General features: G+C 36.4%; 14 protein-coding genes and 2 pseudogenes. All 16 read left to right on the forward strand.

The window, feature by feature from the left end:
- The first annotated feature begins 71 nt into the window (after positions 1-71).
- The 16 genes and pseudogenes from I2484_RS09110 to I2484_RS09185 all read left to right on the forward strand — a co-directional run bounded on the left by I2484_RS09110 (position 72) and on the right by I2484_RS09185 (position 16,784).
- Positions 72-1,775, forward strand: a complete 1,704-nt coding sequence (locus I2484_RS09110; protein ID WP_207150728.1) for a methyl-accepting chemotaxis protein — start codon at positions 72-74, stop codon at positions 1,773-1,775.
- A gap of 198 nt (positions 1,776-1,973) precedes the next feature.
- A pseudogene (locus I2484_RS09115) lies at positions 1,974-2,341 on the forward strand (dipeptide epimerase); the annotation flags it as partial.
- A gap of 241 nt (positions 2,342-2,582) precedes the next feature.
- Positions 2,583-3,092: a DUF4275 family protein gene (locus tag I2484_RS09120; RefSeq protein WP_255551258.1), complete on the forward strand. Its 510-nt coding sequence runs from the start codon at positions 2,583-2,585 to the stop codon at positions 3,090-3,092.
- A 623-nt stretch (positions 3,093-3,715) separates the two neighbouring features.
- A complete protein-coding gene (locus tag I2484_RS09125) occupies positions 3,716-3,952 on the forward strand; it encodes a T7SS effector LXG polymorphic toxin (protein ID WP_207150730.1) in 237 nt (78 codons plus the stop codon).
- Between the two features lie 25 nt (positions 3,953-3,977).
- Entirely contained in the window at positions 3,978-5,138 is a 1,161-nt protein-coding gene (locus tag I2484_RS09130; RefSeq protein WP_207150731.1) for a T7SS effector LXG polymorphic toxin, read from the forward strand.
- Positions 5,139-5,749: 611 nt separating this feature from the next.
- Positions 5,750-6,201, forward strand: a pseudogene (locus tag I2484_RS09135) (tyrosine-type recombinase/integrase).
- 117 nt (positions 6,202-6,318) lie between these two features.
- Positions 6,319-6,558, forward strand: coding sequence for a hypothetical protein (locus I2484_RS09140; RefSeq protein WP_207150732.1), 240 nt, complete (start codon positions 6,319-6,321; stop codon positions 6,556-6,558).
- A gap of 1,032 nt (positions 6,559-7,590) precedes the next feature.
- Positions 7,591-8,547: an aromatic acid exporter family protein gene (locus I2484_RS09145; RefSeq protein WP_255551265.1), complete on the forward strand. Its 957-nt coding sequence runs from the start codon at positions 7,591-7,593 to the stop codon at positions 8,545-8,547.
- A 519-nt stretch (positions 8,548-9,066) separates the two neighbouring features.
- Positions 9,067-9,807 carry a 3'-5' exonuclease gene (locus I2484_RS09150; RefSeq protein ID WP_207150734.1) on the forward strand — a complete coding sequence of 247 codons (741 nt, stop codon included), beginning with the start codon at positions 9,067-9,069 and terminating at the stop codon, positions 9,805-9,807.
- 24 nt (positions 9,808-9,831) lie between these two features.
- On the forward strand, positions 9,832-10,071 hold the full coding sequence (locus I2484_RS09155) for a hypothetical protein (protein ID WP_207150735.1): 240 nt from the start codon (positions 9,832-9,834) through the stop codon (positions 10,069-10,071).
- An 885-nt stretch (positions 10,072-10,956) separates the two neighbouring features.
- Complete coding sequence (locus I2484_RS21820; protein ID WP_207150736.1) at positions 10,957-11,649, forward strand: FCD domain-containing protein; 693 nt, start codon at positions 10,957-10,959, stop codon at positions 11,647-11,649.
- 11 nt (positions 11,650-11,660) lie between these two features.
- Positions 11,661-12,593: an HpcH/HpaI aldolase/citrate lyase family protein gene (locus I2484_RS09165; RefSeq protein ID WP_207150737.1), complete on the forward strand. Its 933-nt coding sequence runs from the start codon at positions 11,661-11,663 to the stop codon at positions 12,591-12,593.
- Positions 12,594-12,606: 13 nt separating this feature from the next.
- A complete protein-coding gene (locus I2484_RS09170; protein WP_207150738.1) occupies positions 12,607-13,815 on the forward strand; it encodes a CaiB/BaiF CoA transferase family protein in 1,209 nt (402 codons plus the stop codon).
- Positions 13,816-14,089: 274 nt separating this feature from the next.
- Positions 14,090-14,983 (forward strand): ribokinase, encoded by an 894-nt coding sequence (gene rbsK, locus I2484_RS09175; protein ID WP_207150739.1) that lies wholly within the window; start codon positions 14,090-14,092, stop codon positions 14,981-14,983.
- Positions 14,984-14,986: 3 nt separating this feature from the next.
- Positions 14,987-15,889: an ABC transporter permease gene (locus tag I2484_RS09180; RefSeq protein WP_481886394.1), complete on the forward strand. Its 903-nt coding sequence runs from the start codon at positions 14,987-14,989 to the stop codon at positions 15,887-15,889.
- A gap of 16 nt (positions 15,890-15,905) precedes the next feature.
- On the forward strand, positions 15,906-16,784 hold the full coding sequence (locus tag I2484_RS09185) for a carbohydrate ABC transporter permease (RefSeq protein ID WP_207150740.1): 879 nt from the start codon (positions 15,906-15,908) through the stop codon (positions 16,782-16,784).
- Positions 16,785-16,787 lie beyond the last annotated feature (3 nt).

Genomic DNA, 16,787 nt, shown 5'->3' on the forward strand with positions numbered 1-16,787 from the left:
TTCCAAATGCAGCTCTAGTGATATAGTTATAAGTAATTAGTTCTATTAATTGTAATGGAGATGAGAAAATTATGAGATGGAGTGAATTTCAAATGAAATTGTTCGGGAAAATGCTCCTTGCATTTGGTGGCGTTATTGCAGTGTTTATTTCATTAAATATCTATAATTTAGTTCAAACGAAACAGTTAAATGAAAATAGTGAAACGATGTATACGAATGGAATGGTTCCTTCTACATATCTTATTAAAATTGGCAAGGATGCGGAAAATATACGTGTTCAAATGGTAACAACTCTAGCATTTAAAGATACTAACATGCTGGATAGGGCAGTGACTAATTTGGATAATATGAAGATATGGATTCAGAAGTATGAAGAAATCAATATGAATTCGGAAGAAGTAGAAACGTTTGACGGATTTAAGAATAACTGGTTGTTATTTGATGAACGAGCTAACAAGAATATTCAACTGATGAGAGATGGCAACTGGATGGAGGCCGAACAAGGCATTAAAGAAGAAAAAATCATCTTTGATGAGTCGATTAGGTATTTCAATGAATTAGTAGTGATGAATGAACAATTAGCGGAGAAAATCAAGGAAGACAATCAGCAAGTGTATTCTAAAACTCTTTTTTGGAGTCTAGTGTTGGCATGTGCAAGTATTGCCATTTCGGTTTTGATAGCTTATATCTTCAGCCAAAAGATTAGTAAACGATTGGCAGTAGTTGTCAACCGTGTGAAGGAAATAGAAGAAGGTGATTTGCGCGGGTCCTCATTAGTGGCTGTCGGGCAAGATGAAATCACAACGCTATCTATGGGCTTGAATAATATGTATCAGACACTTCGAGAAGTGGTAGCTGGAGCACAATATTCTGGTGAGCGAGTAACAGCGAGCTCAGAGGAGTTATCTGCAAGTGCCGAGGAAAGTATGGCAGCGGCTGAATCAGTGGCAAATCTGTCACAGCAATCAACGAATGGCGCGGAGGATCAGCTGCGTAGTGTCAATGACATGTCTACAGCTATTGAGAACATGATGGTGAATATGCAAGCAATTACGGTGAATAGTGAACAGATGAATAGTCAATCGCATGATGCGTACGATAAGACACAAATAGGATCTATTGCGGTGAATTCGGTAAGTCAGCAGATGCTGTCGATTGCGGATGCGGTGAAATTAACATCAGACTCAATACACAACTTAGATGGAAAATCAAAAGAGATTAGTAATATTGTACAGATGATAACGGGTATTGCAGATCAAACCAATTTACTGGCATTGAATGCGGCTATTGAAGCAGCACGTGCAGGAGAATCGGGCAAAGGGTTTGCAGTTGTAGCAGACGAAGTTCGAAAGTTAGCGGAAAAATCACGTGTATCAGCGGAGAAAATATTCAGTATGGTCAATGAGATTCAACTTGAAATCAGAGATGTAACCGCCTCAATGCAGCAAGGGACAGAGCGTGTCCAAGACGGACTTGTCAAGACAAAAGAAGTGGGCCATATCTTTGAGGAAATTGAGCTAATGGTTGAAAAAGTAACAGGAAATGCAACTGAAGTGAATCGATCAGTAGAGGTAATGTCGACCATTAGCCAATCGATTTCTAGTTCTGTGGGCAATGTACATGAAGTTGCGGAGTCTAGTGTGTTGGCATCACAGGAAAATAGTGCAGCCTCAGAGCAGCAGGTGGCAACGATGGAAGAGATTTCAGCGGCCAGTGAATCACTTGCGCATTTGGCCGAGGATTTGCAAAAAACTATTCAGCATTTCAGACTGTAATTGATGAAGTGAATTATCGACGTCTACAAATCTAGGCGTGGCTAAAGAGAAGATGTGTGTAGGTTATCAAGATAAAGGAGAGTTCATTTATTTACAGTGAACTTTCTTTCTTTATTTATTAGAAAAAATGAAATAAAGAATGCCTTCAAAATGGTATAACAAATAAAATTATTTCCCAATCGAAATGGTTTGGAAAAAATAGGAATTACTGAAATTGAAATTTATGCAATCCACTTACCTTTACACGAGCCGTTTGTCATTAGTTATGCAAGCTACGATTATTTGCCTTCTATTATCGTCAAAATAACAACAGATACAGGTCATGTGGGATATGGAGAAAGTGTAGCGGATGATCATGTGACAGGCGAAAGCTGGACAGGAACATTTGCGGTATTGAAAAACACATTAGCACCTAAGCACCTAAGCTTATTGGAGAAAATTCGGAAAATATGGAGCGTATTCATGAATTAATGGACTCAGAAATTTATGGTGCTCCGACTGCTAAAGCGGCGCTGGACATTGCTTGCTCCGATATGGTCGGTAAAGCACTGGGCGTTCCAGTCTATCATGAAGGGTACAAGCGTATAATTCAATTCCGAATTGTTTTAGAACCTGGTACTCAAAATACATATAGGGGTTGCTGAAGAGTTAACGATTATGAAAATTCCGAGTGCAAGAAATGTTTTTCTCATACTTAATGTCATCTCGTTTTGCTATAGGGAGTGCAATTTACCTGGAATTATTCTATAGCGGACTAGCTGGAAAATGTTAAGGTATTTCAGAGAATGATAGTAGGAGGTTACAATGATGAGAAACAAAATAGATGAAATATTAAACAGTTTACCAAAAGATGAGCTGGAAAATGTGTATTGGTCCATTAAATTTATTCAAGAGGATTACCTGTTCAAGAAGAATTTACTCGATAAAGGTGTAATCATCACAGAGTTATTTGAAGGAGCAGAAGAAATTGAGGATTTATGGGACAACACATTTGCGAAAAACATCAACGAAGAAATGCGGGAATCAATTCACTACACTCAACATAAATGGCATATTTTCAGCTATGAAAAACAAGAATGTTTGAAGGAGGTAGCAGCAAGAAAAGCTTTTGATGTTGTCTCTAAGAATGAACTCTATGTAATGTATCAAGATTCACCTTATGTTATACAATGCAACAAAGCAAACAAAGTAATTGCAGCGGATTTTGATTCTCGGATAGATATTTATATTTTCGACAAAAACTTCACATGGACTTATGTACATACCCATGAATCCATGTGCGGGCCGTATTTTTATAAAAAAGTGAGTGCTGCCTGAGTACGGTGCAATTCAGACGCAATTCAGAATTAATTCAAATTGTGTGATGCACAGGCAGACAAAACTAAGACGAAGCTGAAATAGTGCTTTCGTTAATGAACTCAATGTAGCGAGTTCACCAATCAGTAGGAAATGCTGTTTCACTCTGTCAAGATTAATTATTCTTATCTGGAAGAATGGATGGGACATCATCCATTTTTAGATGACAATGCGATACAAGAAAACTAACTCAGGTTGGTATGATACACCTTTCCTCTTGTATTTGAAGCAGTATCAAAACTTAAAACAGAAGCTTATTAGCACGAGTCATGTGCTATTTTATATAAATTAATTCGTTATTCTTGGGAATATTATAACTCCTTTCTTCACATTCTTGTGAAAAATGGAATATAATAACTGTTTATAGATTACTAGAGGGGGAGAAGAATGTTCACTTGTGGGGTATTATCGTATACTAAAGAATATTGTGAAGTGGCTATTTTCAAACGCTTGATGAGGCAATGCCTATAAAAATAGTAGATGTAGATTTATTTCGGGATGGGCTGCAGCGCAACATTACTATGTTGGACAGGTTAAGCAGTGAAATGGAAGCGATCCACCATGCAGTAGAGGGTCTAGTGTAGATGGAGGAACAATTTAAAGGAGCGGGTGGTAATGCCATCCGCTCCTTTTACCAGGAATGTCATTTACCATTTCTTCATTTTTTTAAGTTGTTTTCCCAACAGTTCAAACAAGTGCTTCACCAGATGGAGGCAGCACTTCATTCACTCGAACCTGATTCAACCGGTTACATAGTAGAACAATTCCTAGAGGGAGAGCTAGAACAGGGACTTTACGCTTATTGGTCATCTCACCGCTAGTTTGACGGATGAGGCAAACAGTATCATGGATCAGGTGAGTGATATTGTCGGACTGCCCCACTTCGATAATAGCGGAGTGCAGGAGGGAGTCATTCGTTCTAAGAGAAAACGTGATGAAACCATCTCACAACTTTATGAATTTGATGCAACACAGACTTCCGCACTGAATCCCATTGAACAAGATTTGCAGACGATGAACATGTGGCTTACGGATATGGAGGGACTGTTCCAAGCAGGGGTAAAGGACATAAACTTCGTCCCGAGCCAATGGAATGTTCTGACGTTTAGAAGTGAAATTAGAACAGAACTGTTCCCAAAAGTATACTTAAATCCATGGTTAATGGAACAGGAACGGCTGATCGGTACGATGATTACTGCCACCCCTTTTCAAACCCTTGAAGGGGAAAAAGTAACTACTATTGAAGAAAATGTAGAGGGAAATATAAAATATCATGAGTATGAAAATGGTTTACTCATTAAAGAGTATGTTGTAGACCAGACAGTTTTCTATGAAGTTGTTTCCAAAGTTGAATATAAGGAAGAAGAGACCGTTAAAGTCGACAAACCCAAAGAAAACAAATTACTTGATTCTTTCCAGTTTGGATTAGATTTAGCAGGGCTTATACCTGTTGTTGGTGAAGTAGCAGATGGCGTAAATGGTGTTATCTATACGGCTAGAGGGGATGCATTAAATGCGGCCCTTTCTTTTGGAGCGATGATTCCAGTTGCTGGCTGGGCAAGTACGGGTGGGAAATTAGCCTTAAAAGGAAACGATTTAAATCAAGTAAGAAATGTGGTAAGTACAGAGAAGATGGCGTCCATCTATTCACCAATTTATCAGGATGTCGTCAACAGTCCACTAGGCAAAACTCAAAATCGACTAGATAGCTTATCTAACACTCATTACCAATTGGGTACGCCAAATGCCTTTACATTCAATATGCCATTCGCAAAAACAGATATTTCTACGAGTATCAAAAGTGGAGATGTCGATGTAAAGGCTGACATAAAGAATGTGGATGTTGGGGCTAAGGATACGGGTAATGTTATTGAAGGAGGGACAAAGGCCGATTTTACAGGAAAACTTCGAGGGTTAAATGTTACTCTAGATGGAATAAAAACTAAAGAAATAGTATATGTAAGTAAGCGTAAAATAGGTGGTCGCTATTTTACGCTTACGTTGTAAGACGGACTGAAGTGGAGAAACACAACAGTCACAAAGACTCAACCAAGGGGGGGCTGGATGAGGAAGAGGACAACAACTATTAAGCGCTGTGTACTTAACCGGCGGACAACATCCGTTAGGTTTTATTCTAGTAATTTTCTTTTGTTTGCACATAATTCACCTTTTTATTTCTTATATAATATGTGTTTAAGAAATATGTGATTGGATAAAAACCTACTCAGGTTCTTATTGAACAAACCTGCCCCATTAGTTGGATAACGAAATAATCAGTTGTTTGGTATAGTGTAACGTTTTTACAAATATTGGTGTAGAGAGGTGTAAGTGTAGCAAGTTTGTTTTATTTTCATGCAGGAACTAAGGTCATGACGATAGTCGACTATGAGATTGATTTGAATGTATGCTTTTGTGTGAAATGATACATACGTAATAGCGCAACAAAGCTATTTATCTATTGCTCACTTATTGAATGTATGCTTTTAATTAACATCAAAAGCGTACATAAGGAAGGGGCGATTACGATGGCAAACACGAACAAAAAAGAAGGCATGATGATAGACGTTCAATCATTAACAACGGAAAAAGAAATCAAAGAAATGATTAAAGCATTAGAAATGGGCAAACAGAACGCAAATAGAAATGTACTTCTATTCAAAATCGGAATATCAACAGGTTTACGTGTAGGCGATATTGTAAAATTAAAAGTGTCTGACGTAAAAGGAAAATCCAGTTTCAAAATCCGTGAAGGTAAAACGAAGAAAGAACGTTCTGTACACCTTAACGCTATCATGGCAGACATTGCAGACTATACAGAGAGTATTAATGAAGAAGGTTACCTATTCCCGTCACGTAAAGACGATAGCCATATAGCGACTACACAGGCTTACAGAATTTTAGTAGCAGCAGGAGAACTCATAGGGAGGCAGACATCGGAACTCACTTCATGAGGAAGACATTCGGCTATCACTACTATAAGCGGACTCATGATATAGTAACTCTAAGGAATATCTTCAACCATTCGGATCAATCAATTACAAAGAGATATATCGTAATTACAGAAGAATAAGTCGCAGATTCATTGAAAGACTTCCGATTATTTTAAGATTAGTTTAGCCTAACCGCTACTCTTTTCCCACCAATCAATAAAAGAACATTTCATTTGAAAATGAGAGGATGAGTAAAAATGGATAATTCACAAGAGAGAATCTGTAAGTTTCTAACTCAAAACAAGTTAAAATTCATCAGTGAAGATCAAGTAGCTAAAAAGTTCGGGTACAAGAACATACTGACTTTTTACATTGGGAAAGAAGGATGGTCAGCCTATGGTATTGATGGAAGAGACTTTAAAGGTCGAAACCATCAAACATCTAAAGTTGGATATCTTATTACTGAGTATAAAGAATCTGAGGATGGTGTATATTAAAGAGCTGAATTTATGGGGGTAGGCGTTACGGGGCTATTCCCCTTTCAATTATTCCTGAATCATTGCCATATTGAGAAAGTGCTGCCTGTGCACGGTGCAATTCAGACACGATTCAGAATTAATTCGAATTGTGTGATGCACAGGCAGACAAAACTACATCCGTGTAACCGACAACAACATGCGCTTTCGTTACGACCAATCCGCCATTCTTTTAGAGGAAACCGGATCCGAGTCACCCTTGCGTGAAAATCGTATAGACCTTTGGCAACAATTCTTTTATGACTGCTGTTTTTTCTTTTTCAAGCCTTTCCACACGTTACACTTTCTTAACAACAGGCTGTACAAGCTGTTCGACTTCTTTTGGTTTTTCCGCAACAACGGTTGCCACCACTTCACTAGGCTTCTGGTCATTTAGCACTTGTACAAGCACGTATCCGACTCCTGCCAAGATGAAAACGGTACAGACTATGCCTATCCACAACCACATTTTTCCCGTTTTCTACATAGAAGTACCGCAACTACTACAAAACAGTGAAGTTGCTTCATTTTTACCCCCCCCACACTTCTGACAAAACATTGTCATACCTCTAGTTGTTTATTGCTATTAGTATCGGCCTATTCGACAAGAATTGAAAGGGGGAGGAGTTAGAATATAAGAGATTAAAATTCGGGGTACCTGCGTCAAACAAAGACAAACAACTAACACACCCAGATAAATGTAGAAAGATAGCAGGAATTCGCCAATTTGTCTAATTTTCATTATATTATAGTGAATTACTTGATGATTAATGTCCGCGCACAGCTACCTGAAATTTATCTACGTGTTAAACTATAGGCAGATGAATTTCGAGGAATAGTCCAAAAACTATTCTTAGAATACACTACAAATATATTGATATCCATCGAAGCTGATGCTAACCGGTTATGGTGTCTATGATTGTACATATATGTGAATTAACGCGAATGTTTGTAAAACAGGTAACCTGCAAGGACTTACATAGAAAATAATAGGATGGTGCTTCCGTGATTGGTATGGGCTATCGGACGATAAAGACTGCTGTAGGAGCAGGGCTGGCAATTTGGATTGCGAGTTTATTGGATTTGGAATTTGCAACATTTGCAGGAATTATTGTTATTATGTGTATCGAGAGAACGAAGAAAAAGACATTAATTACAATGAAGGATAAATTCTTTGCTTCTCTTTTATCTTTGATTCTTGGTGCTTTGTTGTTTGAAGTACTGGGTTATTACCCCGTTGTCTTTTCCTTATTTATTTTATTATTCGTTCCAATCCTTGTAAGAGCTCACATCCAGGCTGGTTTTGTCACAAGTATGGTTGTCGTATTACATGTTTATACAGTAAAGGATGCTACTTGGGCTCTGTTTCTGAACGAGCTCTATATTATTTTTATCGGTATGGGAATTGCTCTTCTCGTCAATAGTTTCATGCCAAATTTAAAGCGAGATATTGAAAACTTTAAGAAGGAGATTGAACAAAAGTTTGAAATTATTCTCTTTGAATTCTCTGCCAATTTAAGGGATAGTATGCGAAGCTGGGATGGGAAAGAGATACTTGAGGTAGAAGATTTGATTAATCAATCCAAAAGCATTGCCATTCAAGATATAGAAAATCATCCGCTGAGAAAACAAAATAAAGATTATTATTATCTGGAAATGCGAGAGGATCAACTGGAACTCCTAAAACATATGATGAAAATCGTTGCTATTTTCTCGTCATCCAGCCTAGACGTCAAACAGAAAGAAATGTTTGCAGAGTTCTTGGAGAATTTAAGTCGGAACGTTCATTCGGGAGATACAACGGACATTTCATTAAATGAGTTAGAGGAATTAAATGCCTTGATCCGTAGGATGGAGTTGCCGAAGACAAGAGAAGAATTTGAAGTACGGGCGAATCTATTTTATTTGATTTTTGAAATGAAAAACTACTTAAACATAAAGAAAAAACTTTTTGCGAAAAGAAGTCGGTAGTGGGAGGAGCCTGTGAGAGAGGATATTCAGATGATTCATCACGATTTCATAAAATAAATAGCGGATATCGATTATATAACGCCCTGTTGATATCCTCTGAACGACATTATTTATATTTTAGAGAGGATAAAAACTTCCATTTCACATTAATCTGAAGTTGAATCGTGGAATTGTTTTTCAGCTAGGTGTTTTGGGCGGGGCAGATTTGCAATCAGTTTTTTTATAAGTGTTTAGTTTTATCCAAGTTTGAAAAGTACTGAGCATAAAAATGTAGGTGAATACACGCACGTTATGTTAGTTGTCTACCGTCAGCACTGCGCACATGAAGAATTAAATTTTAGGTACCTATGCAACAATCAATTCACACGGTTCTATAAGAATACAAAGAAGATTAGATATTGAAGTAAATACCTAATCCACGCCTTATAAGTATGTAATTGCGGTGAATGAACAGGTCCTAACAATTACATCTGGAATAAAGATATGCTTGTTACAAGCTAAAATGAAAGAGGTATTATCATGCAATATATAGTTTTCGATTTAGAGGCAACGATGTCACGTACAACAGATATGCCACAGTATATAATTGAAATTGGAGCTGCCAAAGTCTCTGATGTCGAAGGTGAATTAAAGATCGTTGATACGTTTCAGTCTTACGTAAAGCCCCCACAAATGGATTTACTTGATAAGAGAACATTGAGATTTATAGGGGGAACTGCTGATCAGTTCATTAACTCACCGAACATGGTAGAGGTAGTGCAAAGATTTCGTAAGTGGATAGGCGAAGAAGATTACTATCTATGTAGTTGGAGCAATAGCGACCTTCGACTCCTTGTCCATCACTATGCGAAGGAAAGATTTGATTTATCGTGGGTAAAGAACTTTAATGATATACAAAGACCTATATGTGTTGATGTTTTTCAAGAAAATAGACAAATTTCACTGGAAGAAGCATTAACGATGAGTGGAATTGAACAAGATGGAGAACTTCACTCTGCTTGTGATGATGCGGTTAACACAGCAAAACTTCTTGTGAAAAACATAAAAGATATCGTAGCCACTACATCTGATGATCCGTTTGTACAAATAATTTGCGCTCTGTATAGGAATTGTTTCATATGTGGTAAAACTACAAGGCATAACGACCTTCACCTGAATGAAAAAGGCAAGAAGACTAATAAATGTAATGCTTGTTGGGAAAGAATAAGTGAAGAAAATCTAGCGAAAGAGTTAGAGGGAAAAGCCAATATCAAGGTATAATAAATAAATACATGCTGCCTGTGCATGGTGCAAATCAGACGCAATTCAGAATTAAACTCAATTGTGTGCTGCCGGGCAACTGGCAATCAAACGGATGCACACGAAAAAGGATTGATGGAGTACGTCGAGGACGAAAAATACGGTAAGTTTAGTCGTTACATTAAACGGTTGATAGCGCAATTTCGTGATGGTGGTGCTCGAGTATATTCAGCCACTGTAATGTTTGAACTGGAAGAAAATGATTTAATGAGTGGCTATTTATGAAAGGAGGAAATCAAATGACGTATACAATTTGCAAGCAACGGAAATATTCAGGTGGCGATGTATTGGAATCGCGTATAAAAGTTAAGTCGTTGGATGCTTTTTTAGAACGTTGACGAGGAATGTCTTAGCTGCTGAATACAGAAGTGGTTGGAGAGATTGCGCGGGGAGTTACGGGGCACCATTTTATTTACGACGATTTATATACGTTTCAAATTGTGGTGAAATAAAAAAGAGTAGTAGATACGCTCCTTCTTTTCGTGGCATACTTTTTGGCAAAAAAAACGTTAATATTAATCGAAAGTATAAGCGTCTAACTTTCGATTAATCGTTACTATTACTGACTTTCATTAAACATTTCTTATAGTTGATAACGTTAGAAACGACTCCTGTCGTCTTCATTTGTAAATATAATATAAATACAGCCGTATCAATAGTTTTGAAGGATAGGGATATTGCCCAGGAGTTAAACTCCGGGCAATATCCCTATTTAATTTTAAATTTTTGGGTACCTGTACGTCACAAAAAGAAAAACAATTCACACCTCAACAAACATACAAAAAGATCAGACATCCGCAAATTCGGTTGATTTTAGTACCATTATTACACAATTGTAGTGTATTAACTAATTAGTTCCGATAACAGGTAACAGAAAATTAAATGGAGAACCTGAATTAGCTAACTGCAAGGTAATTAGATTGTTAAATTAATATACTATTTGACATTATCAGGGTTGTGTATATAATTAAGTTGAATTGGTAGACCCAGTAAACCAGGGGCGTTTTTATAGTTAGGTTGTGCTACTACTATTCAAATTGGAAGCGCATACATCAAAGGATATCTATTTGATATGATTGAAATCACATAATTGGATAGGATGAATGCATCGTGAATAGACAAGAAATTAAGCATACAAGATTATATGAACAAGTGATTTTAAAGCTTGAAAAAGATTTTTCAAAAGGCATTTTGAAAATAGGAGATCGATTAGCTTCAGAGAGAGAATCGGCCGAACACTTTAATATTAGTAGGGGAACATTAAGGGATGCTTTCCGAGTTCTAGAATCGCAAGGGATCATTGAAACAATACCTGGCGATGGGAGGTATTTAAGAAAGAGCTTAGATGAAATTGATAGAAGTGAACATCCTGTCATCGAAGATTTAAAAAAATCCGCAATGTTGGATTTAATAGAGACTCGGGAGATTATTGAGACTGGAATGATTGGATTTGTTTGTGAAAGAGCAACGGATAAAGATATTCTTAGGCTTGAATACTTAGCTTTACAAATGAATATAGGACCAACTTCTTCTGGGGAACCAAATGCTGATTACTATTTTCACCATGCGCTTGCAGAATGTAGTAAGAATAGTGCTATTTTAAATTTTATGAAATTGAACATGGAAATAATTAATCAAACTCGTGAAAAGAACTTTGCTAGGGGGAACAACTTTGAACAAGCGCAAAAGGAGCATATTGCGATTGTAGAAGCTATCAAAAATAGAGATCCTCAAATTGCAAAACAAAAAGTAATGGAACATTTTATACACATTCGAAAAAGAATGTGTAATTTAAAAGATTGAGGAGTAATAAAATGGTTATTAACGGAACAGATAATGTAATTCGAAGGTCAAGACTAATAATGCCAGCTAATGAAAAAAGGTTTACTGAAAAGGCTTACTTAAGAAATGCAGATGCAATCGTTCTTGATTTAGAAGACAGTGTTTCAATAGCTGAGAAATCATCCACTCGTAAGCTAATTCAAGCACTAACTGTGGTTGTTTCAAAAGGTGGAAGTGAAGTAATCGTAAGGGTCAATAATACAGAAGATTTATTACAAAAGGATATTGAGTATTCCGTTTCCCCAACTTTAGATGGATTATATATTCCAAAAGTTGAGACAGTAGATCAGCTTAAGTATATAGATTCCTTGTTGGATGAATTAGAAATGAAAAGAGGGATTCCTCATGGGAAAGTTAAGTTAGGTATCACGATTGAGACGGCAAAAGGTTATTTAAATGTCGAAGAAATTATAAAGGCTAGTAAGCGAATTGATTCTATTTCGCTTGGGGCTGAGGATTTCTCTCTTGATTCAGGTATGGAACTTACTAATGAAACGTATAATGGATTTTTAATCCCTAGAATGCAAATGGTTTTTGTTGCACGTGCTTATGATAAGCTTCCGCTTGGCTTAATGGGAAGTATATCTGATTACAGTGATAATGAAATTGTTGAAAAAAATGCTACTCTTGCTTATAAACACGGATTTCTTGGTGCTAGCTGTATACATCCAAAAAACGTGGAAGTATTAAATAGGTGTTTTTCTCCGAGCATGGAGGAGATTAAATTTTCAAGAAAAATTATCGACACATTTGAAGTTAGTTTAGATAATGGAAAAGCTTCAATAAAATTAGGGGATAAAATGATTGATTACTCACACTATAGAAAGGCGAAAAAAATCATTGATAGACATACTAAGATAGAAGAATTTGAATTTAAAAAGAAGGCAGCTAGAGAGTCTATATAAGGGGGTTCGTTAATTGAATAGTAATAAAAGTTTACCTTTAAAAGGACTTAAAATTCTTGATGCATCTACTATGATTGCGGCACCTTGGTCTAGTACCTATCTTGCTGACTTTGGTGCAGATGTAATAAAAATTGAACACCCAGAGTTTGGAGATCATGCTAGAGGATACGGAAAACAAAAAGAGGGTAGTTCACTTTTTTGGAAAACGTTAAATAGAAATAAAAAATGTATCACACTGAATCTTAGCAAACGAGAAGGGCAAGAGCTATTTAAAAAGCTAGTTTCTGAAGTCGATGTTGTCGTAGAAAATTTTAGACCGGGGACATTCGAAAAGTGGAATTTAGATTGGGGTACTTTATCTAAGATTAATCCATCGTTAATTTTATTACGAACAACGGGATTTGGTCAAGATGGTCCTTATTCGTCTAGGGCGGGATTCGGTACAGTTGCCGAGGGGATGAGTGGATTTACATCAATAAACGGTGAAGCAGGTGGTTCACCAACACTTCCAGGTCTTGCTCTAGCTGATGGAGTTGGAAGCGTTTTTGGATCATTATCGATTATGATCGCACTATATGAAAGAGCAAATAATCCCGATCGCGAAGGACAATTTATTGATATGTCTCTGTATGAACCATTATTAAGATTTATGGAACCACACCTAATGGCATATGACCAACTTGGTATAGTTGGCGAGCGTGTTGGAAATGGCAGTGTTTCAACTGCACCACGAAATTCTTATCAAACAAAAGATGGGAAATGGGCTGCTTTATCAGGTGCCACACAATCGATAACAAAAAATATATTTAAAGCAATTGGAAGAGAAGAATTATTTGAAGATGAAAAGTTCTCCACTAATGAGGCTAGAATCAAAAACGTTAAGGAGCTAGATGTACTTATAGGTGGATGGATTAAAGAAAGAAATCTTAGTGAAGTTCTCCAAGTATTTAATGATTACGGGGCAGTCATCGGTCCAATGTATGACGTGAGTCAATTATATGAAGATCCACATTTTAAACATCGAGAAACATTCATTACCGTTGAGGATGAAGAATTTGGTGAAATGAGGGTTCCAAATGTAGTTGCAAAATTTTCGAGAACACCTGGAGCGGTTAAAAGTTTGGGAGCAAATAAAGGTGAACATAATAATGAGATTTATTGTAAAATGTTGTCTCTCTCAGAAGAGGAAGTCGAGGAATTAAGGATTAATAAAATCATTTAGAATGCATCTATGTCATTTAAAGGGTTCGCTAAGTTAAGGGGAAACTTACATTTTTAGATGTTAACAAATAAGTTTACCCAAATTGGTAAACCCAGTTAACCGGTTAGAAAAAGTTGCATCTTATCAAAGCACCTTTGTTGTTATACTAAATCGGTTTTTAGATGGGTGAATGGTTATTGAGTAAATTAATAGCTTTGTCTGGAAGTGAAGGAGATTACAATGTATATGCAGCACAACATTATGGGGCAAAGAAACGAATAAGGGGGTGTTGGTAATGGGGAAAAAGATAGCAGTAGTAGGTAGTATTAATATGGATTATTTTATTGAATGTGATCAATCTCCGAAATCTGGTGAAACGATTTTGGGTAAAAACTTTTTTACTTCTGTAGGGGGGAAGGGTGCTAACCAGGCAGTTGCAGCTTCAAGATTAGGCGGCAAAGTTTCTATGTTTGGTTCACTAGGAAATGATGAACATGGGAAAGTGCTTAATAGTCAATTACAAAAAGAGAACATAAATATAAACCAACTTCAACTATTGAATGACATAACTACAGGTGCAGCTTTTATTCAAATATTCAAAGGCGAAAATAAAATTATTGTGGTACCTGGTGCTAATGAACTTACTAATCGAGCCTACAGTCAAAGCATTGCGTCTGAATTACTGAACTACGATATCATCTTGTTCCAATTAGAAATACCCATTGAAACTCTGGAATACCTAGTGCCAATTTTATATAAGCATAACAAGATTATAATTGTTAATCCTGCTCCCGCTAAAAAACTAGGTGATGAATTGTTAAATTGTATTACTTATTTGACACCTAATGAGCACGAATATTCAACGGTGACAAATCAAACCGGTTCAATGAATGAGGTTTTATTCAAGTTTCCAAACAAACTCATTATTACCTGTGGGAATAAAGGGGTATTATATTTTGATGGTACTACTATAGTAGAGGTTCCGGCCATGATGGTTGATGTTGTTGATACTACAGGTGCTGGTGACACATTTACAGGAGCGTTTACCGTTGCTGTCTCAGAAGGAAAATCGATAGAGGACTGCGTTCGTTTCGGCATTATTGCAGCAGGCCTATCGGTTACAAAAAAAGGTGCCCAGACAGGAATGCCTTCCATTGATGAGGTAGCCCGAATATTGAAAGAAGGATGATTCATGAAGAGAATGAGAACACTATCAAAGATCCGAGAGGATTGGGTCCTCTACTGCATGCTTATACCAGGAATTACATACTTTGTGGTATTTCACGTTATACCAATCATAGGTATGAAACTAGCATTTCAAGATTATCGAATAATCGGTGATAATGTTTGGGTTGGATTGAAGCATTTCAAATTACTGATGGATTCATCTGCTTTTTTTGATGTATTACAAAATACAATCATAATAAGTTCGATGAAAATTATCTTTATTTTCCCTATACCTATTATTCTCTCATTATTAATAAATGAAGTAAGATCAGGGCCTTTTAGAAAATATGTACAGGCAGTAGCTTATTTACCACATTTTTTATCATGGGTCGTTATAGCAGGTGTTTGGATTAGTTTTTTACATCCTCTAGATGGTGGTATCAATGTTATTAGGGATTTTTTCAATCTTCCTTCAATCGATTTTATGACCAGCAAGGAACATATTCGTTGGGTATTGGTTTTCTCTGAAATGTGGCGTAGTGCTGGTTGGGATTCAATACTATACATTGCAGCAATCATGAAAATTAGTCCATCTTTATACGAAGCAGCAAGAATGGATGGAGCTTCTACCTATCAACAAATGAAGTATATTACACTACCTTCATTAGCTAGTACAGTCGTAACGATCTTTATTCTGAATTTAGGATTTTTTATGAATGCAGGTTTTGATCAGGTATTTAATTTAAGCAATGACTCTGTTAACAGTGTTATAGATATTTTAGACACTTATGTATATAGGATTGGGATCTTAAATGGTCAATATGCTTATGCTACAGCTGCAAGTTTATTTAAAGGGCTTGTAGGTATTGTGTTGATTCTAGGAACACATTATATATCAAAAAAATACACTGGAAACGGTGTCTGGTAGTTTTGGAGGAATTAAGATGAGGAAAATACCCTGGTCAAAAGTGATTATCTATTCCCTGTTGCTATTTCTTGCATTATCAGTTTTAATACCATTACTAAATTTACTAGCCATGTCATTATCGGATCCTAAACGTGTAAACGAGCTATCGGGTTTAGGCATCCTCCCTAAGGGGTTCTCACTTATCAATTATAAAATACTTTTGTCCCATCCACTAATTTTAAGAAGTATTGGTAACTCATTATTAATTACTATTGTAGGTACACTTCTAAATTTAGTTCTAACGACAATGACTGCCTATGTTTTGGCGAAAACTCAGTTTATAGGAAAAAAGGTTGTTATCATTTTTCTAATTGTAATCATGGTGGTAGACCCATCTATGATTACTGAATACTTATTAATTAAAGATTTAGGGTTACTTGATACGTACACATCGCTTATTTTGTATAGGGCAATAAGTGTATATTACTTATTCATACTGATGAGATTTTTCAATGAAGTTCCTGATGGTATTATAGAGGCTGCAAGAATTGATGGTGCTGGACATTTCAAGATATTCACTAAAATAATGCTTCCGTTGTCAAAACCTGCAATAGCTACATTCACCTTGTTTTATGGTGTATATCACTGGAATGAATATTTTAGAGCTACTATTTATTTGACAGATCCAAACAAATGGCCACTTCAGGTTGTCCTTAGACAATTTGTCATTCGTCAAGATAATACTACTTTACTAAGTGGTTTAAGTTCAGAGTCTTATGATGTATTAGCAAGTTTAGATTTCCCATCATTACAAGCAGGGACGATTATTATCTCTATAATTCCTTTATTATTTTTATATCCTTTAATACTTAAACACTTTGCAAAGGGGGCCTTAGAGGGAGGAGTTAAAGATTAAAAG

Source organism: Sporosarcina sp. E16_8 (assembly GCF_017347095.1).
Classification (GTDB): domain Bacteria; phylum Bacillota; class Bacilli; order Bacillales_A; family Planococcaceae; genus Sporosarcina.